Origin of the sequence: Pseudomonas sp. K8, assembly GCF_014889455.1 — a bacterium.
GTDB classification, from domain to species: Bacteria; Pseudomonadota; Gammaproteobacteria; order Pseudomonadales; family Pseudomonadaceae; genus Aquipseudomonas; species Aquipseudomonas veronii.
The window spans coordinates 1-25,836 of sequence record NZ_VJWO01000069.1 but is presented as its reverse complement, the minus strand read 5'-3'; the positions used below and the strand labels follow the sequence as shown (position 1 = coordinate 25,836).

Genomic DNA, 25,836 nt, shown 5'->3' with positions numbered 1-25,836 from the left:
TTCTTGACGACCATAGAGCATTGGAACCACCTGATCCCATCCCGAACTCAGCAGTGAAACGATGCATCGCCGATGGTAGTGTGGGGTTTCCCCATGTGAGAGTAGGTCATCGTCAAGATTAAATTCCGAAACCCCTGTCTGCTTGCGCAGACAGGGGTTTTGTCGTTTAAGAGGTCTGCTTCGGTCGCATATCTGCTCAGCTGACTCCCTGCATCTGATCGATGCTCATCCGTCCTGGAAAACTGCAAGACTTTGCAGTTTCGAACGCCTTGTTTGTACCGCCGGTCTGTTTCCCACTCAAAAAGAGGATCTTTCTGACAAATCCTTAAGATTCCACTTCATTTGGCCGAAAGCCTGACGAGCCATGCGTGCACCGATTTGGAGCAGATCAAGCGTCTGCCCAGGCGTTACATGGAATGTTCCACCCAGCACGCTCCCCCCCTTTGGCAAAAGAAGTCGATGAAATGAATCTAAAGTTCAGTCATAAAATTCTGTTGGCCGCGTCAGGCGTCGTGGTCTTGGCCTTCGCGTTATTCACGTTGTACAACGATTACTTACAGCGCAGCGCCATCAAACAAAACCTGGAGTCGTCCATCCAGCAATCCGGAGAACTCACCGCCAGCAGTGTGCAGAACTGGCTCAGTGGCCGTGTGCTGATACTCGAAAACCTGGCACAAAACATGGCTCACCAGGGCAGTGCTGCAGATCTTCCAGGCTTGGTTGATCAGCCCGCACTCACCTCGAACTTCCAGTTCACTTACGTCGGCCAAACCAACGGCGTGTTCACCCAACGCCCCGACGCAAAAATGCCCGATGGCTATGACCCGCGCCAGCGTCCTTGGTACAAGCAAGCCGTGGCGGCTGACAAACCGATGCTGACCCCGCCTTACATGGCAGCCGTGGGTGGGCAGATCGTGACCATCGCCATGCCGGTGAAAAAGAACGGCGAGTTGCTGGGCGTGGTCGGTGGTGACCTGAGCCTGCAAACGCTGGTGAAGATCATCAACTCGGTAGACTTCGGCGGCATCGGCCATGCGTTCCTGGTCAGCGGCGACGGTCAGGTCATCGTCAGCCCCGATCAGGGCCAGGTGATGAAGAACCTCAAGGACATCTACCCAGGCACCAGCGTCCGCATCGAGAAGCTTAACCAGGATGTTGTCCTCAACGGTCAGGATCGCATTCTGTCCTTCACCCCTATCGCCGGCTTGCCAGGTGCGGACTGGTACATCGGCTTGTCGATTGATAAAGACAAAGCCTACGCCCCCCTGGGTAAATTCCGCACCTCCGCGCTGATTGCCATGCTGATTGCCGTGGTGGCGATTGCGGTGCTCTTGAGCTTGCTGATCCAAGTACTGCTGCGGCCGCTGACCACCATGGGCGTTGCCATGCAGGACATCGCCCAGGGTGAGGGTGACCTGACCCGCCGCCTGGACGTGACCAGCAAAGATGAGTTTGGCGAGGTAGGCAGTGCCTTCAACCAGTTCGTCGAGCGTATCCACGCCTCGATTTCCGAGGTGTCCTCGGCAACACGCCAGGTGCATGACTTGTCCCAGCGCGTAATGGCGTCGTCCAACGCTTCGATCGTCGGTTCTGACGAGCAGAGCGCGCGCACCAACAGCGTAGCGGCGGCAATCAACGAACTGGGCGCCGCGACCCAGGAAATCGCGCGTAACGCCGCTGACGCTTCCCAGCACGCCAGTGGTGCCAGCGAGCAGGCTGACGATGGGCGAAAAGTGGTGGAGAAAACCATCCTGGCGATGTCGGAACTGTCGCAAAAGATCAGCCTGTCCTGCACCCAGATCGAAACCTTGAACGCCAGCACCGATAACATCGGCCACATTCTCGATGTGATCAAAGGCATCTCCCAGCAGACCAACCTGCTCGCGCTCAACGCCGCGATTGAGGCCGCCCGTGCCGGGGAAGCGGGTCGCGGGTTTGCCGTGGTCGCCGATGAAGTGCGCAACCTGGCTCACCGTACCCAGGAGTCGGCGGAGGAAATCCACAAAATGATTACTTCGCTGCAAGTGGGTTCGCGTGAAGCGGTGACCACCATGAACGCGAGCCAGACCTCCAGCGAAGAGAGCGTCGAAGTCGCCAACCAGGCCGGTGAGCGCCTGATCAGCGTGACGCAGCGGATTGTTGAAATCGACGGCATGAACCAGTCGGTCGCCGCCGCCACCGAGGAGCAGACCGCGGTGGTGGAAACCCTCAATGTCGACATCAACCAGATCAACCTGCTGAACCAGCAAGGCGTGGCCAACCTCAATGAAACATTGAAGGACTGTGACGCGTTGTCTCAACAGGCCAGCCGCTTGAAACAACTGGTCGACAGTTTCAAGATCTGACCTCAACGGCATAGGAGCGAGGCCTCTCGCTCCTACTGCTTAGCCGAGCATTTGTCGGACATTTTCCAGTGCGCCGTCGGCGAAGTTCTGCATAAAGTGTTCGAACCCTTCCTGCGCGGTGTCGACCGGTTCGCCGATGAGCGTCCAGGTCGCCCTGGAGCATCCGCAGCCAAGTGGCTCCACACGCATTGCCGCCCACAGGCGGGCCACGCCCAAGGTGTTGTAGACCGTGGTCCAGGTCATGAACATGGCCTCTTCGTCGCGGCTGTTGAGCTGCTCCACCGCACAATGGCCATCGTGGAAATACTTCGTGCGCAAAGCGCCTACGCCGGTGCCGGTCATTTCGATGTGCGACAAGGCGGGAATGAACGCATCAAAGCCTGCAAAGTCCCCCACCAAGCCCCACAGCCTGGCGGCCTCGCAGGTGACTACGACAGAGGCCACCACTGGTGTACCCCGGGGGTTGCGGATCAATGTATCGGGTTGCAACGGTTTCATGAGGTTGTCCTGAGGCGGTTCAGAGAAAGCCGATGGCCTTGAGGTAGTCGCAGCCTTTGCCTAACAGCGCGGAGCTTTTCTCGGGGTACGGCTTACCCATTTCTTCCACGCCCCGGCGTGCGTTGTCGTGACGGATCATCGACGTATCGCCGATGTCTTCACCCAACCCGTCCAGGTAAAAACCCAGCACGCCAAACAGCGCATTTTCGCGGCCCACCGTTCGCAGTTGCCGTTGCCACTGCGCGACACTGACCCGCTTGAATGTGTAGCCGGCGTCGCGGAATGCATCGAGGTACTGCTCCCAGCTCAGGGGTTGTGGGTTATGCAGGTTGTACACGCTGCGCCCGGTTGCGAAACGAGCGCAGTGGAACGCGATGAAGCGTGCAAAAAAGTCCACCGGCATCAGGTCGAAGTTCACCGCTAACCGCGGAACCAGGCCCAACTGCAGCGAGCCCTTGAGCATCAGCATCAGGCGATTTTTCTGTGGTTGGCAAACACCGCTTTGGCTGTTGAAACTGATATTGCCCGGACGATAGATATTCACCCAGGCACCTTGCTCCAGCGCGCGTGCCGATAGCCGCTCGGCCACCCATTTGGACAGGTTGTAACCATTCTTGATGTAGATCGGCGGTGTCGCCGCAGCAGGCGACTCGAGGACCTGTCCCGCGGCGTCGATGGCGCTGCATGCCGAGAGTGTCGAGATGAAGTTGAAGACCTTTTTGCTGTGGGTTTCACACAGGCGCACGCATTCGAGTACCGGGTCGACGTTGTCTTTCACCAGCGACGCGTAGTCCATCACATGGTTGACCTGCGCCGCGTTATGCACCAGCACGCCAAAGTCCCTGGCGAGGCGCTCGTACACCTCGGCGGCCAGGCCCAGGCCAGGCTGGCTGACATCGGCGGCGTACACCTGCACCCGGCTCAGGTCCAGATGTTCCAGGCGGTACTCCTGCAACGCCTGGGTGAACCGTACCGTTGCCGGCTGGTTCGGCAGTTCCCGCACCAGGCATGCCACTTCGGTCGCACCGCCGGCCAGCAAGGCTTCGACAATGTGGACCCCGATAAAACTGTTGGCCCCCGTCACGATCACTTTGCGGCGATCACCGGCGCGGTCCTCGGGCAGCACCTCACAAGCCGGTTCCCGCTGTGCGTCTTGAACCGCCTGGCCGACGGGTGCGGCAGCGCGCGGGCCGTCCTCCAGCAGCGCCGCGAGCGTGCGAATGGTCGGCATTTCAAAAAAGCTGTTCAGGGGCAGGCTGCGACCAAATTGTTCGCGAACCCGCAGCAGCAGGCTCGACAGCAAAATGGAGTGGCCGCCGACGTTAAAGAAGCTGTCATCGATGGACAACGTGCCCGTGGGAAGCTGCAACAACTCATGCCACAGCCCCAACAGCTCAACCTGTAGCGGCGTTTGCGCGGCCTTTGCGGTGTGATTCGAAGGGCGCTGCACCGGCAGTTGCAACAAGGCCTGGCGATCGACTTTACCGTTGCTCGCGTAAGGCAGGCCGGCGAGTTCGATCCACCGCTCGGGTTGCATGTAATCAGGCAGCCACTGCCGTGCATGCTGCTTGAGGTCGTCCATCGTGGCACCCGGTTCCGGCTGGGCGACCACACCGCGAATCCTGCGATCACCGTCGATCACCACCGCCACCTGGCGGAACAGGCGGCTGGCACGCAGGCACTGTTCGATCTCCTGGGGTTCGACTCGAAACCCCCGAATCTTCACTTGCTCGTCCCGACGCCCGCCCAGCTCGATGCCGTCGCCGGTCCACTTTGCGTAATCACCGCTGCGGTAGGCGCACACGGGTTGTCCTCCCGGCAGTACCAGTTCGACAAAAGGGTCGTCGTGCAGTTGTGTTGCGTTCAAGTACCCCAGGCTCACGCCCGGCCCGACGATGTACAGCTCGCCCATCACCTGTTCGTCCACTGGCTGCAAATGCTCATCGAGTATCAGCACCTGGCTGTTGGCGATGGGGCGGCCGACGTTGCGATTGCTGTCCCCGGGCCGCAACGTGCGATGGGTGACCAGCACCGTGGCTTCGGTGGGGCCATAGAGGTTGTGCAACTGGCATTGGCCGGCCAGTCGTTCGATCACATAGGGTTCACAGGCATCGCCGCCGGTCAGCAGGTGCGTCAGGCCCAGCGGTTGGTCCAGCGGCAGGATGCTCAGCAGCGCCGGTGGCAGGAAGGCATGGGTGAGCCGCTGCTGGCGGATCAGTTCTACCAACTGCTGCGGGTCGCATCGTTGCGCCTCGCTTGGAACAATCAACTCGGCGCCGGCAATCAGGCTGGGGAAGATATCCATCAGCGAGGCGTCGAAGCTCAACGAAGCGAACTGCAGTACTCGACTCTGCTCGTCCAGCCCCATGCAACCGCCGAACCAGGCGGTGAAATGGGCCAGGTTGCTCTGGCTCAGCAACACGCCTTTGGGGCGGCCGGTAGTGCCCGAGGTGAAGAGCACCATGCACGGCGCATCGGGGGAGGGGCGATGCTGCAGCAACGGTGACGTGTCGTGCTGATCGAGCGCACTGACATCCAATGAAACGAAGTACTCGCGCAGTGGGTGGCCGCCATCATCCAGCAACAGCCTGGCTCCCGCGCTGTCCAGCATGGCCTGTTGGCGTTGCGCCGGATGATCCGGTGCCAGCGGCAGGTAAACCGCGCCACAGCCCAGCACCGCAAGAATGCTGGCATACAACGCCGTTGTTTTTTCCAGGCACACCCCGACCACCGGTGGTACCTCGAGGCCTTCCAGCAGTGGGCCGAGGCGTTGCTGGATCGCCCGTGCTTGAGCGTGCAATTGCCGGTAGGTCAGTACACGGCCGGCAATGTTCAGCGCCGGTCGTGCGGCGAAGGTGAGCAGGCTGGCCTGCAGTCGTTCGATCATCGGCACCTGCGCTGCCTGCAGCAATTGCACATCGGCGGTGTGATTGAACCGATGCACGAACGCCAGTGCCTCCAGCTTTTGCAAGCTGTGTTCGGGCCAGGCATTGGTGCCGGCCGCGGCGGGGCAATACTCCGGGTCGCGGGCGAAGCCGCTGACCAGCACGGCGACCCATTCCACCAGCGCGCTTGTCGCTTGCAGGCGCAGTCGCTGGCCATTGCCGCTGGGCGCGTCGGCAAGGTCCAGCACGGCCAGCAAGCGTTGGCCGGCGGCATAAGCGCGTAACTGCAGCCGCGGCAACCCATGCTCCGTCAGCGGGCCGACGCCCAGGCGCAGGCTGATGCGTGGAGCGGCGGCCAGGTGCGCGGGCAGTGACTCGCTACCGTCCTCGATCACCAGGTCGGCAGCGTCATGCCCCGACAGATGACCATACTGTTCCAGCTCCAGCCTCACCGCATCCAGGGCACGGCTGATACCCAACCATCCAATTGTCAGGCGCCTCATGCCGCTCTCCCGGCCACCGGCAGATAGTCGGCCAATGCCAGGGCCACGCTCGGTGTCTGCAGCAAACCGCTGTGTTGCAGAAAGCCCATGATGTTGCCGATCAGCGGGTGGTGGCGGGTGATGGGGAACTCCAGTGCCGCCATGTCGGCCCGCAGCGCATGGCGAACATCAGCGCTGACGTCCAACTGATCGATCAGTTGCAGGTCGAAGGATTTTTGCAGCTCGTTGGTCAGGTAATGCGCCAGAAAGATGGGCAAGACCGGTGCAATGCTGTCGCGGTCAGCCGGGCTTGCCGCCTGCCAATAGAGGCGCACCAGGCGTGTCCAGAACTGCCCATGGCGCCCTTCGTCGAACAGGTGATCGGCCATCAAGCCACGGATGGAGGCCTTGACGCTGTCGTCCCTGGAAAACGCCGCCACGTCATGGGTCACGGTGTTTTCGGCAATGGCCACGGCAATCAATTCCACCGCATCGCGCAGGTGCGCCGGGGCTTGCGCCTGCGCCGCCGGCAGGGCGCGGCTCAGTTCGATCTGCCCGGGCAGATCCAGCGGTGATATACCGGTCATCTTCACGGTCTGTTGCAGGAAGTCCAGCGCGACCAGGGCGTGATAGTCCTCGTCCACCACGACGGTCATCGCGTCATAGCGACACACAAGGGGGAAGGGCAGGGCGAAACGGTTCTTGGCGATGTTGCGCGCGGTCTTGTCGACGATCTCGGTTTCGAAAATCACCACGTCATTGATGAATTTGTAGAAGCTTTGCAACAGCACGAAGTCGCGCCACTGCGGGCAATGTTCAAGAAAGGTCGCGCTGAGCGCCAGGGGCTGGCGGCACAGCGGGTAGATCAGTTTGTCGTCGTTTTCCAGCAGGCGGCGAGGGCGTGTGCGGATGGTGGCGCGGCGTTCCCAGTCTTCGGCGATGGAGCGGTAGGCGCTGATGTTCATGGGCGCACCTGTTGCAGCAAGGTGTGTACGTCGTCCCAGAGCTTGATGCGGTTTTCCACGGCGTTGACCGCGGTTTCAGCCGCCTGTTGCTGGCGCTCGGGTGCGTTGTCGGTAAGGCCCTGGAGCATCCTCTGAGCCCCTGGCTCATGGTCTTGGGTGTCCAGCTCGATGTGGCGGTTGAGGTACTCGCCCAAGGTTGGCGCCTGGTTCCTGATGATCTCACTGCCCTGCAACAGCCGTTCGAACATGCTCGGGATAATGCTTTCGCGGCCGTGCAGGAAGGCGGCGGCCACACAATGGGTGGGCGCATTCAACGCGATGTGCAACGTGCTGGCGACGAAGCGGGCCACGCCGGGCAGCACATCGACCCGGCCCAGGGCGGCATTGGCCTCGACGCCCCGACGTTGCAGCGTGATGAACGTATCGATGGCGTGGGTACTGGCGCCCACTTCGAGCATGGCTTCGCGGTACAGCTCGAAGTGGCTGCAATGACCGCGCCGGGGGTGTTCGTCCGACTCCTCGCCCAGCACGATTTCGTTGATCAGGCGGGCGGCTTGCGGGTCGGTCGGCGGGAGCCAGGGTAATTGCGTACAGGTCAGGTCCCGTTGCAGGCGTTTGGTGAGGCTCATGAAGTCCCAAACGGCAAATACATGGTTTTCCATAAAGATTTGTAACTTGCCAAGTGAAGTTATTTCTTCAAATAACGGATGGCTGCATAACTGCAGTTTTTTTTGTTTAAGTAAACCTTGATACATAGTTGATGCCTATAAGTTGTTGCGACTGCTCTGAAAACAGTGCTGGGCTTTTGCAGCCCAAAAGCGGACAGATAACGTTTAGCCAAGCAGCGCGCGCAGCGCTGCCCAAACAAGGGTTCGTGCAGGCTGTTGAGGTGCTTGGTTTATTGAAGAAAGATAATAAGCCGATTAAACGTTTGGGCGAGCTTATAAATGTATTAGATGTTTTTTCGAAAAGATTCCGATTGTGGGTAAGTTATATTATTAAACGTGGGAAGTTTCTCGAGCATTAGCAGGCATTACGCAGTCGAATAGTTTTAACCGGGGCGTCTTGATGCAGGTTCTGCCAACAGCGAAGGTCGCCCCGCAATGCTTGATCGGTGAAGCAGGCTGGAAAAGTTCAGGTGCCGGTCGCCTCAAGGCCCTTGAGGTAAGTGCTGATGACCTCCATGCCTCGCATCAAGTGATTGCGCAACGTCAGGATACTTTCGTCGACCTTCTTCTGCGCCACCAGGCTCAGCAGTTCGCGGTGATCTTCCTGGGACGTCTCGCCGAGCCCCATCGCCTCAAGGTTGAAACGCAGGAAGCGCTCCTCTTCATTCAAACCGTGTTCGACTAGCGTGAGTAGCCGCCGGTTGGGGGCCTTGCCATACAGCGCCATGTGGAACAGGCGGTTGAGCCGGCCGATCTCGGTATAGTCTTTCTCTTGTTCCAGCGCCGTGATGAAGGCATCGGCCTGGGCAATGTCGTCTGCGCTGAGCAACGGAATCGACAAGCGCAGCGCTTCGGACTCCAGCAGCATGCGCAGGGCGTAGGTCTCGGCCGAATTGTCTTCGATCAGCGGTGCAACCACCGCCCCCTTGTGCGTCACGACGTGCAGCAACGACTGGGCTTCCAGCTGCCGAAGGGCTTCACGCACGGGCATGCGACTGACGCCGAACAGGCTGGCCAGCTCCTGCTGGCGCATGGCGGTACCACAAGGCAATCGGCCATCGAGGATGGCGTTGCGCAAGGTTTCTTCGATTACGGAACGAGCAAGATGGGCGGGAATAGGCCCGCTGACCTTGATACTGCTCAAAGGGCTCGGCTTTTGCGTCACGGCTACGCTAGCCTCCTCATAGAATGGCAATGGCTTATTGGATCCAATGCACACTAGAGATTGCCTACAGGCTTGTCAAACGAGCAAGGTTTTCGGCTTGTAAGCGGCTAAACACGCCACTCTGGGTGCCCACATCGAGCTTTTGCGGTGTCTTACGCGGTGGTGTTGGATTGCCCAGCATTGAACACTTCACCGCCATCGGTTGTTCCATTCCCGCCGCCCAGCGCAGGGTTTCCTCGGTGCATTCCTGTCTATGCATATTCTCTAACGGTATTTAAAATACAGTTCTTATATCTATAAAGTCACTCTCCTGTCCGATCGGGAGTGAATTCATGTCAGCCACCTCTACTGTTCCAGCAGCGATCCCTAACGCCCAAACCTTCGAGATTCGTCCACTCCCCGGCAGCGTGGGGGCCGAGATCATCGGCCTGGATTTGTCCCGCCCGGTCAATGACGAGGATTTCGCCCGCATTCACCGCGCGCACCTGGATCACCATGTGGTGGTCTTTCGCGACCAGCGCATCACCCCCGACCAGCAGATCGCCTTCAGCCGCCGCTTTGGCGTGCTGCAGATCCATGTGCTCAAGCAGTTCCTGCTGGCCAACCACCCGGAAATCCTGATCGTCTCCAACATCATCGAAAACGGCCAAGCCATCGGCCTGGGCGATGCGGGCAAGTTCTGGCATTCGGACCTTTCCTATAAAGAACTGCCCAGCCTGGGCTCGATGCTGCATGCCCGGGAACTGCCAGCCGAAGGCGGCGACACCTTGTTTGCCGACATGCACAAGGCCTGGGACCACTTGCCCGAGCACCTGCGCAACGCCGTACACGGCCGCAGCGCTGCGCATTCCTACACCGCGCGTTACGGCGAAACCAAATTCGAAGGCAGCTGGCGCCCGACACTGACTCCCGAGCAGCTCGCCCAGGTCGCCGAAGTGGTCCACCCGATTGTGCGGACCCACCCGGAAAGCGGCCGCAAGGCGCTGTTCGTCAGTGAAGGCTTCACCACCCGCATCGTCGGCCTGCCGGAAGACGAAAGCCGCGACCTGCTGGCCCAGCTCTACGCCCACAGCGTGCTGCCGGACAATATCTACCGCCACCACTGGCAGCCCCACGACTTGGTGTTCTGGGACAACCGCTCGCTGATCCACCTGGCTACCGGTTGCCCGAGCCATCTGCGCCGCAAGCTGTACCGCACCACCATCCAGGGCGACGCGCCTTTCTGATTCGGAGCATGACCATGTCCAGAAACATTCCATTTGCGCGGCTGGCCGCCACGTTCGGCCTGGGTATCAGCCTGTTGGCCGGCAGCCTCGTCGCCCCGACGGTGGCGCAGGCTGAAGGTGAGATTCGCATCGCCGAGCAGTTCGGCATCGTCTACCTGTTGCTCAACGTGGTGCGCGACCAGCACCTCATCGAAAAATACGGTAAGCAGGAAGGCCTCGATATCCAGGTCGACTGGACCCAACTCTCCGGCGGCGCGGCCGTGAATGATGCGTTGCTCTCCGGTTCCATCGACATTGCCGGTGCCGGCGTCGGGCCGCTGCTGACCATCTGGGACCGTACCCGCGGCAAGCAGAACGTCAAGGCCGTCGCCTCCCTCGGTAACTTTCCCTACTATTTGGTGAGCAACAATCCCAAGGTCAAGACCATCGCCGATTTCACCGATAATGACCGCATCGCGGTACCGGCGGTGGGTGTGTCGGTGCAGTCGCGCTTCCTGCAATACGCAGCTGCCAAGCAGTGGGGCGACAAGCAATTCAATCGCCTCGATCAGTACACCGTCGCCGTCCCGCACCCCGACGCCACGGCCGCGCTGATCGCCGGCGGTACCGAGCTGACCGGGCACTTTTCCAACCCGCCGTTCCAGGACCAGGCCCTGGCGAACCCCAATGTGCATGTGGTGCTCAACACTTATGACCTGCTGGGCCCGAACTCGCCGACGGTGTTGTTCGCCACTGAAAAATTCCGTAACGACAACCCGAAAACCTACAAGGCATTCGTCGATGCGCTGACCGAAGCCGCGCAGTTCGCCCAGCACGACAAAGGCGCCGCCGCCGACACTTACATCCGCGTGACCAAGGCCAAGATCGACCGTGCCGAGCTGCTGAAAATCATCGACAACCCGCAATTCGAATTCAGTGTCACGCCGAAAAACACTTACCCGCTGGCGGAGTTCCTCTACCGCGTCGGCGCAATCAAGAACAAGCCGGAATCGTGGAAGGACTACTTCTTCCAGGACGCCAAGCCCCTGCAAGGAAGCTGAGATGAACGCGCCCCTGCAAGGCCACACGGCCAGCAACCTGCCCACCGCCACTGCGCTGCTGGCGGTGGATAACGTCAGCCTCGAATACCGCACCCCCGAGCGCGTGGTGCGGGCCACGCACCAAGTCAGTTTCGACATCGACCCGGCCGACCGCTACGTGTTGCTCGGCCCGTCGGGTTGCGGCAAATCCACCTTGCTCAAGTCCATCGCCGGGTTTATCCAGCCTTGCGAAGGGGAGATCCGCCTGCTGGGGCAGAAGGTCGAACAGCCCGGTCCAGACCGCATCGTGGTGTTCCAGGAATTCGACCAGTTACCGCCGTGGAAAACCGTCAAACAAAACGTCATGTTCCCGCTGCTGGCGTCGAACACCCTCAAGCGGCGGGACGCCGAAGAACGCGCGCTGCACTACCTCGACAAAGTCGGCCTCGGCGCCTTTGCCGACGCCTATCCGCACACTCTCTCCGGCGGCATGAAAGCCCGCGTGGCCATCGCCCGCGCCCTGGCGATGCAGCCGAAAATCCTGTTGATGGACGAACCCTTCGCCGCCCTCGATGCGCTGACCCGACGCAAGATGCAGGAAGAGTTGCTGCGGCTCTGGGAAGAGGTGCGTTTCACCTTGCTGTTCGTCACCCACTCCATCGAAGAGGCGCTGGTGGTGGGCAATCGCATCCTGTTGCTGTCGCCCCATCCTGGGCGTGTGCGCGCGGAAATCCACAGCCATCAATACGATCTGCACAGCCTTGGCGGTGCGCAATTCCAGGCCTCGGCGCGAAGGATTCATCGCCTGCTGTTCGATGAAGCCCCCGAAGCCGAACGTGAGTTGGGCTTCGCCGATATCCGCATCGCTTACTGAAGGGCCCCACCCATGCGCCAGGAATATGAAGTCACCCTCGAACCGCTGCTCAGCGTCCCCGTGGAGCGCGAGCTGCCCCTGCGCCAACGCGTTTGGCAACAAGGCTGGTTGCGCAAAGGGTTGATCCTGATCGTGCTCGCGTTCCTCTGGGAAGCGGTTGCGCGCTACCAGAACAATGACCTATTGCTGCCGAGTTTCTTGCAGACGTTTCACGCGCTCTACGACGGGCTTCTGAGTGGCGAGCTGCTGAGCAAAGTCAGCATTTCGTTGGTGGTGCTGATCAAGGGTTACCTGATCGGCATTGTGCTGGCATTTGCCCTGACCACACTGGCGGTCTCGACCCAACTGGGCCGCGACCTGCTCAGCACCCTGACCTCGATGTTCAACCCGCTGCCGGCGATTGCGCTGTTGCCGCTGGCGCTCTTGTGGTTTGGCCTGGGCCAGAACAGCCTGATTTTCGTGCTGGTGCATTCGGTGTTGTGGGCGTTGGCGCTCAACACCTATTCGGGGTTTCTCGGCGTGTCCGAAACCCTGCGCATGGCCGGTCGCAACTACGGGTTGAAGGGCATGCGCTTCGTGCTGTTCATCCTGATCCCGGCGGCACTGCCGTCGATCCTCGCCGGCCTGAAAATCGGCTGGGCATTCGCCTGGCGCACGCTGATTGCCGCCGAGCTGGTGTTCGGCGCCACCAGCGGTAAAGGTGGCCTGGGCTGGTACATCTTCCAGAACCGCAATGAGCTGTACACCGATAAGGTTTTTGCCGGGCTGGCGGTGGTGATCCTGATCGGCTTGTTGGTGGAAAATTTGGTGTTCGATACCTTCGAGCGATTGACCGTCAAGCGGTGGGGCATGCAGCGCTGAGGCTGGCTTGATCAATGTGTGAGCAGGCTTGCTCCCACTGGGGACGTTTCCCCGTCAAGCGCCTTCAAGGATTGCGCAAAAACACCACATACCCGCGAAACCACTCACTCCCCTTCAAATACCCCGGCGCCGTCCATTCCCCGCCCTGGATCAAGCCGATCTTGAACGGCAGCCCCAGCCGATTCATCCGTGGCAGATACGCGGCGTAATCCGGGATGCTCTGGCGTCCCTGATACGTCTGCACCACCACTTCATCCACCACGCCGTTGAGCCGGGCGATGGCGGTTGGGTCGGCGTTGCTGCTCCAGTCCATCAGGCCGGTGATGCTCAGGCGCAGGTCGGTGGGCAGGCGCTGGCGCAGGTCGCGCAGGAAGTCGGCGTATTCGTGCAGGTACTGGGTGCGGGCGTCGAAGTCGATCTGGATGCCGATCACCGGGTTGCCGGCGTCGCGCCAGCGTTGTACCTGGCCGAGCAGTTGGGTGTAGACGCGGTCCGGCCAGCGCAGGGTGTGGGCGCGGTAGACCAGCCAGATGTCACCCTGGGTGATGCGCGGCACGCTTATGCCCTGGGCGATCAATTGCACGCCGCGTTGGGGCGCGCGGCGGGTGGCGTTGATCTGGCCCTGGAGGATGTACAGGGTGTTTGCCTGCTTGAGCACTGGCTGCGGCGTGACCCCGCTCCACAGCCAGAAGGCGTCATAGTCGCGGGCGTCGACCGCGCCGAAAGCCGGGCTTGCCAGCAACAGCAAGCCGAGCCACAGCGGTTTCACCAGTAGTACTGCAGGGATTTGCCCCACTGCGTGTCGGCAAAGCCCGTCTTGAGTTGACGGAACCAGGCCTTGCGCACGGCCGGTGCGACGTCTTCGCCGCCGCAGCTGTTATAGCCGGCGGGCGCGTAGCAGTTGATGGCGCGGAACAGCGCGTAGGCTTTGTCGGTTTTCGGCGCCTTGGGGTTGCCGATCACCTGTTGGTAGCCGTCGAGCCGCGAGAAGGTGTCACCCTTGAAGTCCGATGGCGTGCTGCCCAGGCTGCCGGCGGCGCGTGCCTGTTCAAGGGGCATGCCGTCGAGGTTATTGCGCAGGATGAACTCGCCGAAGCAGTTCAGGCCGTGGGGATTTTTTGCGTCGTTCTGCAAGGTCGCGGCGGTTTGCGCAATGCTCGGGCAGGCGTAGCCGGATTCGGCTTTTTCGCCGTTCCACTGGAACAGTTTCAACGTCTGGCTGGCGCTGTAGACATAACCCAGGCTGGTGCCCAGCTTGTCGTCCGGGGCCGACGCCGGCAGTTGCTTGAGGTCGTCGTCGAAGGTGGCGAACTGGCCGCGCAGCAGGTCTTTATAGAGCAGCACGAATTGGGCGGTCTGGCGCTCCAGCGGGTCGTGGGCCTGGGCGATCTGTTGGCGCAGCAAGTCCGGCCCGGCGATGTGGCGCAGCAGGATGTAGCGCACCTGTTTGGCGCTGATCGGCGAATCGGCGGCGAACACCTTGGCCAACTGGCCGCTGCGTTCGTAATTCATCGCCAGTGCTAGCTCCAACTGGTCGCGTTGCAGCGGTTGCTTGGCCAGCGGCAGCAGTTGCAGCCACAGGGTTTCGGCGGCTTTCCAGTCTTGCTTGGCTTCCAGGGCCAGGCCGCGCAGGGTCTGTTGGCTGAAGGCGAAGTAATCCGGGTTCGACGGCACGTCCTGGGGCAGGTGTTTCAACGCGTTGTCGGGTTGATGCTCGACGTACAGGGCATACGCCGCTTGCAGGTAGTCGAACAGCGCCGGCGCGTCGGCAAACACGGCTTTTTGCTGATCGAGATCGGCGCGGCTGAGGGCCGGCGGCGTGTGAGCGCGCATCCGCATCAGGTCGCTGACGAGCAGGATCATCGGGTTCTGGACTGCCTTGCCGTTGACCATCAACAGCTTGACGTCGGCTTCGGCCACCAGCTCATCCACGGACACATTGCGCTGGGCGTCGGTGGCCTGGGTCAGTTGCCAGGCATAGGCCTCGGCGAGCTTGGCTTGATCGTCCGCCAACCAATACACCCGGCGCAGCAGGCCACGGGCGGAGGCGACGTAATCACCCTGTGGATAAGTCTTCAGGTAACCGAGGAAGCCTTCTTCGGCGTCGCTCAGGGCGGACTTATCCACATGCTCGAGTTGCGGCATGCCGTATTCGTCGAAGGCGTCGGCCTGCGCCTGGTTCAGTGACGTCCGCGCGGTCATGTACAGCGCGGTTTCCTTCAGCCAGGGCACATTGCTGGTGCTGGCGCCGGCGAAACCGCGCTCGGCGTCGCTGAAACGACCGCTATAGAAGTCGGCGGCGGCCTGCAGATAAGTGCGGAACAATTGGCCTTCGCTGGATTGGATCTGCTGTGCATCCAGCACTTGGCCTTCCCAAGAACAGGCCGTGAGCAATTGCAAACGCGCCTTCACCAGTAGCTCGCGTTCGGCTGCCGGCATGTCGGCCTTGAGCACCTGGCGGATAAACGCGGTGGCGCTGTCATCGTCGTTGCTGCGGCAGCGGCTGCCTTCGCCATTCAGGAAGTCAGCCCCCGCCGATTTGTATTCGTCGCGCTTGATGCCCAAAGGCTGGAGCAGGGTGTCGAGTTCGGCGCTGGGCGAGGTGTGCGATGTGTTATCCGCTTCGGCCGGCGCGGCGGCGATCGGCACCAGGCGGTACACCGGGAACGGCACCGGACCGAAGCCTTGGGACAGGTCGTCCTCGCTCAAGGCGTTCGGTGCCAGGGGCGCGGCTTTTTTGTCGGCCAGTAACAGGCGCAGGTTGGTTCGGCTGTCATTGCCGGGGCTCAGGAACGGCAGGTTGTTGCAGGTGTCCAGGCTGTCCCGCGAGACCCTCCAGTCGGGGTAGCACGAGTCGTCGGAGCTGGCGAGTGCCGGCAGGGAGAGACCGGCGAGCAGGGCCAGTGCCAGGGGTGACAGAAAACTAATGTGCATGACGTGTCCTTGATCCTGAGTCCTTGGAGGTCGGCAATCATAACGTGATCCGGCGAAGGCTTCGGCAAAGGCCTACAAAAAATGCTGATTTGTCTGACTGGGGGTAGTGGCAATTTAACTCCGCTGCCCTAGACTGCGCACATCGTCAGGGAGGTCGAATGTATGAAGCAGTTATGTAGATCGGTACTGGGATTTTCCTGCTTGGTGAGCCTGGCGCCGATGGTCATGGCGGACGATCCGCTGTTGGACCACGCGCCCGCAGCGGCCGTCAGCGCCGACAGCGAAGCCCGTGGTGTATTGCGCGCCCGTGACCAGGCGATGCTTGCCAGTGAATTGTCGGGGCGGATTGTCGAACTGCCGTTCAGCGAGGGCGAGTCGTTCAAGAAAGGCGACACCCTGGCGCGTTTCGATTGCTCGGCCTACCAGGCCCAACTCAATGCCGCCTCGGCCGCCAGCCGTGGCGCCGGCGAAGAACTGGCCCACAACAAACAACTGGCCGCGCTGAATTCGGTCGGCCGGTTCGAAGTGGCCCGCGCCGAAGCCAAACTCACCGAAACCCAGGCCCAGTCCCAGGTCTATCAGGTGCAGGTCAAGCGCTGCAGCGTGCTGGCGCCGTATGACGGCCAGGTGGTGCAGCGCAAAGTCCAACGTTATGAAAGCGTCTCGGCCGGCGCGCCGCTGCTGGAAATCGTCGACAACCGCAGCCTGGAGATCCACCTGCTGGTGCCGTCGCGCTGGATGGGCAAACTCAAGCCCGGGCAGACGTTCAGCTTCACCCCCGACGAAACCGGCCAGGCATTCAACGCCACCGTCAAACGCCTTGGCGCGCGCATCGACGAAGGCAGCCAGACCCTGTTGCTGGTCGCGACCTTGCCCAATGCCAGTGGGTTGATGGCCGGCATGAGCGGCACCGCGCACTTTGCACAACTGCAATGAACGCACCGATGACGGGCAATGCCGAGCGGGTATTCGCGCAGTTTCTCGAGTTGGAACGCCAGACCCGCGCCGCCCACAGCACTGAGCAATTGGCCTACAGCCTGGTCAACGATGGGCAACCGCTGTTCGGCTATCGCCATGCGGCGCTGTTGATCGCCGGCAAGGTGCGGGCGGTGACGGCGGTGAGCAGCGTCGACCCGAACGCGCCGTTCGTGGCCTTCGTCGAGCAGGCCGTGGCCCAATTGCACAAACACGGGCTGGGCCAGGCCGCCCGGGAAGTGCCGGCCGCGCAATTGAGCGCGCAACTGCAGGCCGACTGGCAGAGCCTGTCCGCCGGCCATGTGTTCTGGTTGCCCTTGATCGACCCGCAAGGCCGCGTGTTCGGCGGTGTGTGGCTGGCGCGGGATACGCCCTGGAACCCGGCCGAGCCCGTGCTGCTGGCGCAGTTGGGCGACACCTACAGCCATGCTTGGCGTGCGCTGCAACCGCGCCAGCCGTGGCGTCTGCGCCTGACCCGCAAACGCCAGGTGCTGGTGGTGGTCGCGTTACTGCTGATGCTGCTGATTCCGGTGCGCCAATCGGTACTGGCGCCCGCCGAAGTGGTGCCGTTGGCCGGCCAGGTGGTAGCGGCGCCGCTGGATGGGGTGATCGCCGAGTTCCTGGTCAAGCCCAACCAGACGGTGAAAACCGGCGACCTGCTGCTGCGCTTCGAAAGCACCACCCTCACGGCCCAGGCCGATGTGGCCGCGCGTGCCCTGGGCGTGGCCGAAGCGGAGCTCAAGGCCAATTCCCAGCGCGCCTTTGCCGATGCCGAATCGAGTTCGCGTATCGACCTGCTCGCGGCCCGGGTCGAGCAAAAACGCGCCGAGCGCGACTACGCCCGCGAACTGCTCAAGCGCAGCGAAGTACGCGCCGAGCGTGACGGTATCGCGGTGTTTGCCGACGCCGAACGCTGGACCGGCAAACCGGTACAGACCGGCGAGCGTCTGCTGCAGATTGCCGACCCCGGCCAGGCAGAGTTGCGCATCGAACTGGCGGTGGGCGATGCCATCGCATTGGCGCCCGACGCCCAGGTTGCGCTGTTCCTCGACAGCGACCCGTTGCAGCGCCACCTCGCCACCTTGCAACGCGCCGCCTACGAGGCGCAGCCCACGCCCGGCGGGCAACTCGCCTATCGCCTCGATGCGCGCTTCGATGAGGCACCGCCACGCATCGGCCTGCGCGGCACGGCGAAGCTCTTCGGTGAGCGCGCGCCCCTGGCCCTGTACCTGTTGCGTCGGCCATTGGCCGGCTTGCGCCAGAGCGTTGGCCTCTGATGAACCTGCCCCCACTGCGCGAAGACCTGCAACTGTCCAGCGCCGGCGCGGCCCTGGACGGCTCGCCGCGCTGGACCCTGGCCGACCCGGTGCGCGGGCGTTACTTCAAGCTCGGCGCCACCGCCATTCGGCTGCTGCGCCACTGGTCCCTGGGCGACCCGCAACACGTCCTGCAAGCCGCCAACCGTGAGCCGGGCCTGCCCCTGGGCGCCAGCGAAGTGGATGAGCTGCTGAGCTTCCTGCGCGCCCATGACCTGATCGCCGCGCTGGACCCGCAGCAACGTGCCAGTTACGCCTACAAGGCCGCCGCCCGTAAGCAAAACCTGTGGCAAATCCTGCTGCATCAATATTTGTTCTTCCGCATCCCGCTGTGGCGCCCGGACGCGTTCCTCAACCGCGCCTGGCCGTGGCTGGCGCGCTTCGGGCCGGGGCTGTTGCGCTACGGCTTGCCGCTGACCCTGGGCCTGGGCGTGTTTCTGGTGGCGCGGGACTGGCAGCGTTTTCTGGCGACGTTCCCGCACCTGTTCAGCCTCGGCGGTGCCCTGGCGTTTGGCGTGGCGCTGTTCTTCGCCAAGCTGTGCCATGAATTCGGCCATGCCTTTATGGCCAAGCGCGCCGGGTGCCGCGTGCAAAGCATGGGCGTGGCGTTCATGGTGTTGCTGCCGATGTTCTACACCGATGTAAGTGATGCCTGGCGGGTCAATGATCGGCGCGCGCGATTGCTGATTGGCGCCGGTGGGGTGATGGCTGAGTTGTTGCTGGCCTGCGTGGCCTTGCTGGCCTGGTCGCTGCTGCCGGACGGCGCGGCGCGCACGGCGGCGTTCATGCTGGCCAGTGCGACGTGGCTGACCACCCTGGCGATCAACCTCAACCCGTTCATGCGCTTCGATGGTTATTTTTTGATCAGCGACCTGTGGGGCGTCGACAACCTGCAAGGTCGCGCCTTCGCCCTTTGTCGCTGGCGCCTGCGCGAGTGGTTGTTCGGCTACGGCGAACCGGCGCCGGAACCCTGGGCGCCGACCATGCAACGGCGCCTGCTGTGGTGGGGTTACCTGGCCTGGTTGTGGCGGGCGGCGCTGTTCCTGGGGATTGCCCTGGCGGTGTATCACCTGTTCTTCAAGCTGCTGGGGATCTTCCTGATGCTGGTGGAACTGGTGTGGTTCATCGGCCTGCCGATCTTCAAGGAGTGGCGCGAATGGTGGAGTCGCCGCAGCCAGGCCCATGCGCCGCGGGTGCTGCTCAGCGGCCTGGGCCTGCTGTTGTTCGTGCTGGCCCTGGTGGTGCCGTGGCGCAGTGCCGTGGAGTTGCCGAGCATGCTCGAGGCCGGGCGCGCCAGTGCCTTGCACGCGCCGGTGGCGGCGCGGGTGAAACAGTTGCGGGTGGTGGATGGGCAAGTCGTGACCCAGGGCCAGGTGCTGATCGAATTGGAATCGCCGGATTTGGATGCGCGGCAAAGCATCGTGCGCCGCGAAGTGGAGATCCTGCAGTTGCAGATGCGTCGCCAGGCCGGACGCAGTGAAACCGCGGCCGACGCCGGGATCAACGATCAGCGCCTGTCCCAGGCCCTGGCCGAATACCGCGGGCTTGCCGCCCAGCGCGAACGCCTGCTGTTGCGTGCGGCCCATGCCGGCACCGTGCGCGACGTGCTGCCGCAATTGAGTGTGGGCCGCTGGCTGTCGCCTAAAGACGCGCTGGCGCGAGTGGTCGAGGAGGGAGCGCGCCTGCGCGGGTATCTGGCGGAAGCCGAGCTGTGGCGGGTGACGCCGGGGGCGAGCGGGCGGTTTATCGCCGATGACCCGATGCGCGCCGCCATCCCGGTGGTGCTGACCGATATCGATGCCAACGGCGTGGCCTATCTGGACCAGGAGGCCCTGACCTCCGACCACCACGGGCCGATTGCCGTGCGCCGCGACGAAAACCAGCGCCCGGCGCCGGTGCAGGCGCAGTACGGCGTGCGGTTGCGCAGTGCGCAACCGATCGCCACCCCCCATCAACCGCTGCGCGGCGTGGTGGTGTTGCAAGGGCGCAGCGAGTCGGTGCTGGGCGTAGCCTGGCGTCGAGTGGCGGCTTTGGGTGTACGGGAAAGCGGATTCTGACAGGAGTGCAAAGGCATGTTGAACAAGGACGGCGCTTTGGCGCAGGGCCTGGTGGTGCGCCCGTCACGGCCCACCGACGGGCCATTTCTGCAAAGCCTCTACCGCTCGGCGCGTGCCGATTTGCAGTGGATCGACGGTGAGCAGGGGCTGGTCGAGGCGGTGATCGCGCAACAGTTTCAAGTGCAGGAAAACGGCATGGGCGAGCATTTTCCCGGGGCCTTGCATTATGTGATCGAAAAACTCGACACGCCCATTGGCGCCCTGAGTGCCGATTTCGGCCCGAATGAAATCCGTGTGCTGTACCTGGCGTTTATCCCCGCTGCCCGAGGCCAGGGTTTTGGCCGCGCGGTACTGCACGGCGTGCAACGGGCCGCGCAGCAGGTGTGTTGCCCGGTGGCCACGGTGGTGTGGGCGAGCAACCCCCATGCGCGCCAGCATTACCTGGCGCTGGGGTTTCGGTTAGAGGAAGAGACGCCCGCCGCGCAGCGGCTGGTGTGGTACCCGTCTCAGTTGAACACGATGCAGAAATAACCGCGTGCGTTGTCGCGGCCCATGGCGGGTTCGCGGGACACAAACACCTGCTCCAGGCAGGTCTGCGCCAGCGGCAAACGGCAGAGTCCGTCGACGAAATCCGTCGGCTCCAGGCTGTCGAGCAACACGCTGAAGGCCGTGCGCGGGCTGCCCGGCACGCTGGCTTTGGGCGCATTAGTCACCTGTTGGATCTGGATCGGCAGCGCCGACCCGTCCGGCAGGTACAACACACTCGTGCGCGCAAGCAGAGGGCGAAAGTGCTCGGGGGTGACCAGGTTCAACATACATCAGCTCCGTGTCAGAGAGGCCGAGGCCCAAGTGCCTCGGCCCGGGTGCGGGTCAGTCGCGTGACGGGAAGACCCCGTTCAGGGCAATGCTGAAGTTGATCACCAGGAACGGGTTCATCGTGTCCATGGGCAACCCTTGGCCGGCCAAGGCCAGCGTGCCGGTCAAGCTCGTGCTGACGCCTTTGAGCGGTACCGGGCTGGCGCCCTGCTGGTCGGAAAAGATCGAGGCACTGCCCGGCCCGCCGCCGGAGGCGCCGATAAACGCATTGGCGGCGGTCGGCGCTGTAAGCGGGTTGCTGGCGGTGTCGGCCAGTTGCACCGCCGCGCTGACTGCCAGCGCCGCCGTGCTATGGGTGTGCGTGGGTAGGTTGGCCTGGGTGGCCATCACACTTTCGACGCCGTCGACGTCGCCGATTAACCGCTGCGAAAGGCCCGGGCCATTGCCTTGGCCGATGGGCAGGCGACCTTGCAGGTCAGGCAGCTTGAAGGTTTGCGTGCCGTCCCCGCCATATGTCGTGCCGATCAGCGCGTACAGCGCCTGGTATTGGCTGATGGGCAGGAGCTGGCCGGCGCAGAAGGCCCAGTTTCTTGGGGCGAAATTAAAGGCGAAAGGTTGGATAGTGCCGATGAATACTTCCATGAATCGTTCATCCTTGTGTGAGCTGTTCAAGGGGATATAAAGCCAGTCGATCTGGCTTCATCGCAGAGCGTAGACGCAGGTTTTGAGCGCTGCCTGCCGGTTGCGAAACAACGGGCGAATCCGGGGCTTTTGTCCTAGAGTGGCGCTTGTTTGCGCATGCGCAGGTTTGGCCCTGGAAATGGGCAGTGGCGGGGGAATCGGGGTGCGACGGTCTGTGGTAGAGCAAGACGACAACGTTGGGGTGATTTCTGCTGTCAATCGCCTCGCAAAGGCCCGTGAAGGTGGCGATTGGTTGCGCCAGTTATGGTGGGTGCCGATTCTGGCGCTGGCGCTGGCGGTGCGTTTTTATGGCCTGACGGCCGCGGCGATCTGGGGCGACGAAGGGTCGAGCCTGTTGCTCAGCCAATATGCGGCGACCGAACTGTGGTTTCACGCCGCCCACGATGTGCATCCGCCGTTGTATTTCTTCTTGCTGCGCGGCTGGATCGAGCTGTTCGGCGACGGCATCTGGTCGATTCGCAGCATGAGTGCGATTCCCGGTGTGGTCGTGGTGGGCCTGGGCATCTGCCTTGCGCGGCAGTTGTCCACCCTTCGTGCCGCCGTGCTGGCGGGTGTGCTGCTGGCGCTGTTTCCCAGCGCGGTGCGCTACAGCCAGGAAGTGCGTATGTACTCGCTGCTCGGCGTGTGGCTGCTGGGCGCGACGCTGGCGTTGGTGTATTGGGTGCGCCAACCCGAGCGCACGCGCTACCTGCTGGGGTATGGGCTGCTGATGGCCGCCGGTTTCTATACCCATTACTTCACCGCGTTGTGTGTGTTGGTGCATTGGGCCTGGCTGGGCCTGTTGAGTGCGTCCCAGCCCCCCGGTCGGCGCTTGATCACGCGTCCGGCATGGTGGGTGGCCAACGTCGCGATCGTGCTGGTGTACCTGCCTTGGCTGCCGAACCTGGTGGGCCTGGTGCAGCATGTCGAGCAGCTCAAGGTCGGCGGCGACATCGGCTGGGAAGAGCCGATCAACCAGTTCTCCGTGCCGTCGATGATCTGGCAGTTCATGTTGCAGGACGAAGGTCTTGGCTTATCGCCTGTGCTGTTCTGGTCATTCCCGCTGCTGCTGGTGGCCGTGGTCGGCGTCTGCGCCTGGCGCGATCAGACGCGCTACCGGCCGGCCGGTCTGTTGGCGCTGTTTTTCTTGCTGCCGTTGCTGCTGGTGTACGGGGTGTCGTTTATCTCGTCGGTGTTTATCGAGCGTTACCTCACCGTCTATGCCCTGGCTTTGCCGATCATCCTGGCGCTGGCCATCGACCGCCTGCCCGGACGTCTTTCATGGCTGGGCGCGGCATTGTTCGTGCTGTGCGTCGGTGTGGAACTGCTGGGGGTGAAGAACAATGCCACCGTGGATGTGGATGATCAGTTCAACGTGCCGGTGGAGTTCGTCAATCGCAACTACCAGGAAGGTGACCGCATCGTCCTCAGCGACATGCTGTGGTACCTCAGCTACGTGTATTACGACCGGACCGACGCCCAATTGCAGCTTTACACCCCGCCCAAACCGGATGGCACGCCGACGCGGCCGAACGCCTATGGTTTTGGCACGCTGGTGGATCAGGACGGCGGGCGTATTTACCTCGACCGTTTGTCGGCATTACCGGCCGATACCCAGCGTGTCTGGCTGATCAGCAGCAACGAAGCACCGGACGATTTTGCGCCGCTACCGGACGGATGGCGTGAAAAAATGCAGCGGGACGGGGGCGGTGCCAGGGCGCGATTATTCGTGCTATGCCTCGGCCTAGAGCCTTCGCAGCCAGAGGCCTGCCGCTAATATCCATTTGGAATGAAAGGAATATCAAAACAGTGGCATTTGACCACTAGTGATCTCTTTAATCATCAGTTACGATTCGGATACAAATGGATTTTTGTCCTACAAAAGTGGTGAAGGGATGCAGTATCACTTTATTTCCGGTTTGCCCCGTTCCGGTTCGACGCTGCTGTCTGCGATCCTCTTGCAGAACCCGCGCTTTCACGCTGGCATGAGCAGCCCCGTGGGCACTCTGTTCAACGGCGTGTTGGGGCAATGCAGTGCCGGCAGCGAGTTCGGCTCGGTCATCGATGCCAATACCCGGCGCCGCTTGCTGCGCGGGTTGTTCGATGCCTATTACGCCGACCGCGCTCCTGTGCCGGTGGTGTTCGACACCAATCGCCAATGGTGCGCCCGCATGCCGGCGCTGCACGACCTGTTCCCCCAGGCCAAGGTGATCGCCTGCGTGCGTAACGTGGCGTGGATCATGGACAGCCTCGAGCGTGTGTACCGCGCCAACCCCTTCGAAAACACCAAGCTGTTCAACGACGACGTCGAGCGCAACACTGTCTACAGCCGTGTCGAAACCCTTGGCCAGCGCAATCGCCTGGTGGGGTACGCCTGGTCGGCGCTCAAAGAGGCGTACTACGGTGAACACGCCGACTCGATGCTGGTGGTCGACTACGATTTGCTCTCCCAGGCCCCCGAGCGGGTCATGCGGCTGGTCTACGAATTTATCGGCGAGCCCTGGTTCGAGCACGATTTCGAGCACCTGAGCTACGACGCGCCGGACTTCGACGACGCCCTCGGCGTGAGCGGTTTGCATCGGGTCAAGCCGAAGGTGGAACTGCAGCCCCGGCGGACCATCCTGCCGCCCGATCTCTTCGAGCAGTTCGCGCATATGTCTTTTTGGCGTGATGGCACTTCCAGCGCCGCCAATGTGATCCGTACCAAAGCCGATGCCGCGATCAGTTGATCGCGGTTTTTTTCATTGCGCAAATCAGCATTCGACCGACGGGTGAGCAGCATGTGGTGGAACAACATTAAGGCACGGCCAGCAACAACCAATGCCAGCACCCTGGCGACGCCGATGATTATGTCCCTGGAACCGCGCATGCTGTTCGACGGCGCAGTGGCCGCCACCGTGGCCGATGCGGCCCAGGCCGACAGCCACGCCACCGCAGATGCTGCGGCCAAGGCGCCGACGACCACCGAACACGCCGCCACCGGCAGCGAAAGCCACGCGCAGTCCGACGCGCCCGCCACCCCCGCACCGGTTGCCGTGCCGGGGCAGAGCGTGGTGTTTGTCGATGCCCGCGTGAAGGATTCCGCCGAGCTGCTCAACGGCGTTGCCCCCGGCACCCAAGTGGTGCAACTGGACGCGAGCAAGGACGGCCTGCAGCAGATCGCCGATTACCTGGGCAGCCATCAGGGAGTCAGCTCGGTGCAGATCATCGCCCACGGCAATGCCGGTGATCTGTGGCTGGGCAGTACCTATTTGTCCGCCGACAACGTCGCGGCCCGCAGCGAAGTGCTGGCGCAGATCGGCCAGGACATGAACGTGGGCGGCGATATCCTGATCTACGCCTGCAACACCGCCGCCAGCGACAAGGGCATCAACTTTGTCGACTCGCTGGCGCAACTGACCGGGCGCGATGTTGCCGCGTCCACCAACCGCACCGGCCTGGGCGGCGACTGGACCCTGGAAATCGCCACCGGCTCCATCGAAAGTCATACGGCGTTGTCGTACCAGGCGATGTCGGCATACCAATACGGCCTGGCGAACATCACGGTGACCAGCGCCGCAGACAGCGGTGCCGGCACACTGCGCCAGGCCCTGACCGATGTGGGTGTCGGCGAGACCGTCACCTTCAGTACCCCGGGCATGACGGTCAATCTGGACACGCAGTTGGTCATCGCTAAAAACCTGACCATCGACGGCGACCTGAACAACGATGGTGTTGCCGATGTGACCATCAGCGGGCAGTACAAGACCCAGGTGTTGAAGGTTGACAGCGGTGTCACCGCGACCCTGGACGGCCTGGTCATTACCAAGGGCTTGGCGGCTGGCGACGGCAGCAATGGCGGTAGCGGTATTAGCGCGGCCAATTTGCTCGGGGCGGGGATCAGTAACTTCGGTAACCTGACCCTCAATAACGTCAGCGTGACAGAGAACGCAGCCTCGGGTGGCGGTGGTGGCGGTGGTGTGACCAATGGCAATTTCGGCGGTGCCGGTGGTGGCGGCGGCGCGGTGGGCGGAGGCAACGGCGGGCGTGGTGGCAATACCGGCAACGGGAGTGGTGTCTACGCCGGAAC

The 25,836-nt window shown here is 62.4% G+C and carries 21 protein-coding genes and 1 rRNA gene; 13 read left to right on the top strand and 9 right to left on the bottom strand.

From position 1 onward, the window contains the following. The first annotated feature begins 2 nt into the window (after positions 1-2). Together rrf and INT12_RS28315 are read left to right on the top strand one after the other, a co-directional pair. A 5S ribosomal RNA gene (gene rrf / locus INT12_RS28320) occupies positions 3-118 on the top strand. A gap of 346 nt (positions 119-464) precedes the next feature. Then, positions 465-2,345 carry a methyl-accepting chemotaxis protein gene (locus INT12_RS28315; protein WP_017845552.1) on the top strand — a complete coding sequence of 627 codons (1,881 nt, stop codon included), beginning with the start codon at positions 465-467 and terminating at the stop codon, positions 2,343-2,345. Positions 2,346-2,384: 39 nt separating this feature from the next. Here the strand turns inward: INT12_RS28315 and INT12_RS28310 are convergent, their stop codons facing one another. The 5 genes from INT12_RS28310 to INT12_RS28290 form a co-directional block, all read right to left on the bottom strand. Then, positions 2,385-2,843 (bottom strand): SRPBCC family protein, encoded by a 459-nt coding sequence (locus INT12_RS28310; protein WP_079442569.1) that lies wholly within the window; start codon positions 2,841-2,843, stop codon positions 2,385-2,387. 19 nt (positions 2,844-2,862) lie between these two features. Next, on the bottom strand, positions 2,863-6,231 hold the full coding sequence (locus INT12_RS28305) for an amino acid adenylation domain-containing protein (RefSeq protein ID WP_193041048.1): 3,369 nt from the start codon (positions 6,229-6,231) through the stop codon (positions 2,863-2,865). After that, a complete protein-coding gene (locus INT12_RS28300; RefSeq protein WP_079442571.1) occupies positions 6,228-7,175 on the bottom strand; it encodes a diiron oxygenase in 948 nt (315 codons plus the stop codon). The genes INT12_RS28305 and INT12_RS28300 overlap by 4 nt, the downstream gene beginning before the upstream one ends. Further along, positions 7,172-7,930, bottom strand: coding sequence for a DUF3050 domain-containing protein (locus INT12_RS28295; RefSeq protein ID WP_193041049.1), 759 nt, complete (start codon positions 7,928-7,930; stop codon positions 7,172-7,174). Before INT12_RS28295 ends, INT12_RS28300 begins: the two co-directional genes overlap by 4 nt. A gap of 379 nt (positions 7,931-8,309) precedes the next feature. After that, positions 8,310-9,008, bottom strand: a complete 699-nt coding sequence (locus INT12_RS28290) for a GntR family transcriptional regulator (RefSeq protein ID WP_046385134.1) — start codon at positions 9,006-9,008, stop codon at positions 8,310-8,312. Between the two features lie 332 nt (positions 9,009-9,340). Between INT12_RS28290 and INT12_RS28285 the strand changes: the two genes are divergently transcribed. From INT12_RS28285 to INT12_RS28270, 4 genes are read left to right on the top strand one after another with little or no spacing between them, the layout of a single operon-like run. Further along, positions 9,341-10,234, top strand: a complete 894-nt coding sequence (locus INT12_RS28285; RefSeq protein WP_193040765.1) for a TauD/TfdA dioxygenase family protein — start codon at positions 9,341-9,343, stop codon at positions 10,232-10,234. Positions 10,235-10,248: 14 nt separating this feature from the next. Further along, entirely contained in the window at positions 10,249-11,274 is a 1,026-nt protein-coding gene (locus tag INT12_RS28280; RefSeq protein WP_017845545.1) for an ABC transporter substrate-binding protein, read from the top strand. A 1-nt stretch (position 11,275) separates the two neighbouring features. Next, on the top strand, positions 11,276-12,127 hold the full coding sequence (locus tag INT12_RS28275) for an ABC transporter ATP-binding protein (protein WP_079442576.1): 852 nt from the start codon (positions 11,276-11,278) through the stop codon (positions 12,125-12,127). 12 nt (positions 12,128-12,139) lie between these two features. Next, a complete protein-coding gene (locus INT12_RS28270) occupies positions 12,140-12,988 on the top strand; it encodes an ABC transporter permease (RefSeq protein ID WP_017845543.1) in 849 nt (282 codons plus the stop codon). A 64-nt stretch (positions 12,989-13,052) separates the two neighbouring features. Here the strand turns inward: INT12_RS28270 and INT12_RS28265 are convergent, their stop codons facing one another. After that, positions 13,053-13,757, bottom strand: a complete 705-nt coding sequence (locus tag INT12_RS28265; RefSeq protein WP_193040766.1) for a DUF3142 domain-containing protein — start codon at positions 13,755-13,757, stop codon at positions 13,053-13,055. Then, positions 13,754-15,922 (bottom strand): outer membrane assembly lipoprotein YfiO, encoded by a 2,169-nt coding sequence (locus INT12_RS28260; RefSeq protein WP_193040767.1) that lies wholly within the window; start codon positions 15,920-15,922, stop codon positions 13,754-13,756. Before INT12_RS28260 ends, INT12_RS28265 begins: the two co-directional genes overlap by 4 nt. A 219-nt stretch (positions 15,923-16,141) precedes the next feature. Here INT12_RS28260 and INT12_RS28255 point away from each other — a divergent pair, with 219 nt between their 5' ends. From INT12_RS28255 to INT12_RS28240, 4 genes are read left to right on the top strand one after another with little or no spacing between them, the layout of a single operon-like run. Next, on the top strand, positions 16,142-16,858 hold the full coding sequence (locus INT12_RS28255) for an efflux RND transporter periplasmic adaptor subunit (protein ID WP_231590069.1): 717 nt from the start codon (positions 16,142-16,144) through the stop codon (positions 16,856-16,858). Next, complete coding sequence (locus tag INT12_RS28250) at positions 16,855-18,174, top strand: efflux RND transporter periplasmic adaptor subunit (protein ID WP_193059114.1); 1,320 nt, start codon at positions 16,855-16,857, stop codon at positions 18,172-18,174. Before INT12_RS28255 ends, INT12_RS28250 begins: the two co-directional genes overlap by 4 nt. Then, the gene (locus INT12_RS28245) at positions 18,174-20,270 is read left to right on the top strand and encodes a biotin/lipoyl-binding protein (protein WP_193040768.1); all 2,097 of its coding nucleotides are present in this window, start codon (positions 18,174-18,176) and stop codon (positions 20,268-20,270) included. Before INT12_RS28250 ends, INT12_RS28245 begins: the two co-directional genes overlap by 1 nt. A gap of 15 nt (positions 20,271-20,285) precedes the next feature. Beyond that, positions 20,286-20,801: a GNAT family N-acetyltransferase gene (locus INT12_RS28240; protein WP_046385120.1), complete on the top strand. Its 516-nt coding sequence runs from the start codon at positions 20,286-20,288 to the stop codon at positions 20,799-20,801. On the opposite strand, the gene INT12_RS28235 is transcribed toward INT12_RS28240, so the two are convergent. Both INT12_RS28235 and INT12_RS28230 read right to left on the bottom strand, forming a co-directional pair. Continuing rightward, positions 20,777-21,085, bottom strand: coding sequence for a hypothetical protein (locus INT12_RS28235; RefSeq protein ID WP_193040769.1), 309 nt, complete (start codon positions 21,083-21,085; stop codon positions 20,777-20,779). The genes INT12_RS28240 and INT12_RS28235 overlap by 25 nt on opposite strands. Before the next feature lie 55 nt (positions 21,086-21,140). After that, positions 21,141-21,728 (bottom strand): phage tail protein, encoded by a 588-nt coding sequence (locus tag INT12_RS28230; protein ID WP_017845535.1) that lies wholly within the window; start codon positions 21,726-21,728, stop codon positions 21,141-21,143. A gap of 202 nt (positions 21,729-21,930) precedes the next feature. Here INT12_RS28230 and INT12_RS28225 point away from each other — a divergent pair, with 202 nt between their 5' ends. The 3 genes from INT12_RS28225 to INT12_RS28215 form a co-directional block, all read left to right on the top strand. Beyond that, on the top strand, positions 21,931-23,544 hold the full coding sequence (locus INT12_RS28225) for a glycosyltransferase family 39 protein (RefSeq protein WP_193040770.1): 1,614 nt from the start codon (positions 21,931-21,933) through the stop codon (positions 23,542-23,544). Positions 23,545-23,662: 118 nt separating this feature from the next. After that, complete coding sequence (locus INT12_RS28220) at positions 23,663-24,496, top strand: sulfotransferase family protein (protein ID WP_017845533.1); 834 nt, start codon at positions 23,663-23,665, stop codon at positions 24,494-24,496. A 51-nt stretch (positions 24,497-24,547) separates the two neighbouring features. Continuing rightward, on the top strand, positions 24,548-25,836 hold a 1,289-nt coding region (locus INT12_RS28215; protein ID WP_226926334.1), incomplete at its 3' end, for a DUF4347 domain-containing protein.

Excerpts from the sequence above, each read along its gene's own strand:
- INT12_RS28295 (WP_193041049.1), bottom strand. The coding sequence starts at position 7,930 with ATGTATCAAGGTTTACTTAAACAAAAAAAACTGCAGTTATGCAGCCAT.
- INT12_RS28285 (WP_193040765.1), top strand. The coding sequence starts at position 9,341 with ATGTCAGCCACCTCTACTGTTCCAGCAGCGATCCCTAACGCCCAAACC.
- INT12_RS28300 (WP_079442571.1), bottom strand. The coding sequence starts at position 7,175 with ATGAACATCAGCGCCTACCGCTCCATCGCCGAAGACTGGGAACGCCGC.
- INT12_RS28280 (WP_017845545.1), top strand. The coding sequence starts at position 10,249 with ATGTCCAGAAACATTCCATTTGCGCGGCTGGCCGCCACGTTCGGCCTG.
- INT12_RS28240 (WP_046385120.1), top strand. The coding sequence starts at position 20,286 with ATGTTGAACAAGGACGGCGCTTTGGCGCAGGGCCTGGTGGTGCGCCCG.
- INT12_RS28230 (WP_017845535.1), bottom strand. The coding sequence starts at position 21,728 with ATGGAAGTATTCATCGGCACTATCCAACCTTTCGCCTTTAATTTCGCC.
- INT12_RS28310 (WP_079442569.1), bottom strand. The coding sequence starts at position 2,843 with ATGAAACCGTTGCAACCCGATACATTGATCCGCAACCCCCGGGGTACA.
- INT12_RS28235 (WP_193040769.1), bottom strand. The coding sequence starts at position 21,085 with ATGTTGAACCTGGTCACCCCCGAGCACTTTCGCCCTCTGCTTGCGCGC.
- INT12_RS28260 (WP_193040767.1), bottom strand. The coding sequence starts at position 15,922 with ATGCACATTAGTTTTCTGTCACCCCTGGCACTGGCCCTGCTCGCCGGT.
- INT12_RS28270 (WP_017845543.1), top strand. The coding sequence starts at position 12,140 with ATGCGCCAGGAATATGAAGTCACCCTCGAACCGCTGCTCAGCGTCCCC.
- INT12_RS28220 (WP_017845533.1), top strand. The coding sequence starts at position 23,663 with ATGCAGTATCACTTTATTTCCGGTTTGCCCCGTTCCGGTTCGACGCTG.
- INT12_RS28250 (WP_193059114.1), top strand. The coding sequence starts at position 16,855 with ATGAACGCACCGATGACGGGCAATGCCGAGCGGGTATTCGCGCAGTTT.
- INT12_RS28245 (WP_193040768.1), top strand. The coding sequence starts at position 18,174 with ATGAACCTGCCCCCACTGCGCGAAGACCTGCAACTGTCCAGCGCCGGC.
- INT12_RS28305 (WP_193041048.1), bottom strand. The coding sequence starts at position 6,231 with ATGAGGCGCCTGACAATTGGATGGTTGGGTATCAGCCGTGCCCTGGAT.
- INT12_RS28275 (WP_079442576.1), top strand. The coding sequence starts at position 11,276 with ATGAACGCGCCCCTGCAAGGCCACACGGCCAGCAACCTGCCCACCGCC.
- INT12_RS28315 (WP_017845552.1), top strand. The coding sequence starts at position 465 with ATGAATCTAAAGTTCAGTCATAAAATTCTGTTGGCCGCGTCAGGCGTC.
- INT12_RS28255 (WP_231590069.1), top strand. The coding sequence starts at position 16,142 with ATGGTCATGGCGGACGATCCGCTGTTGGACCACGCGCCCGCAGCGGCC.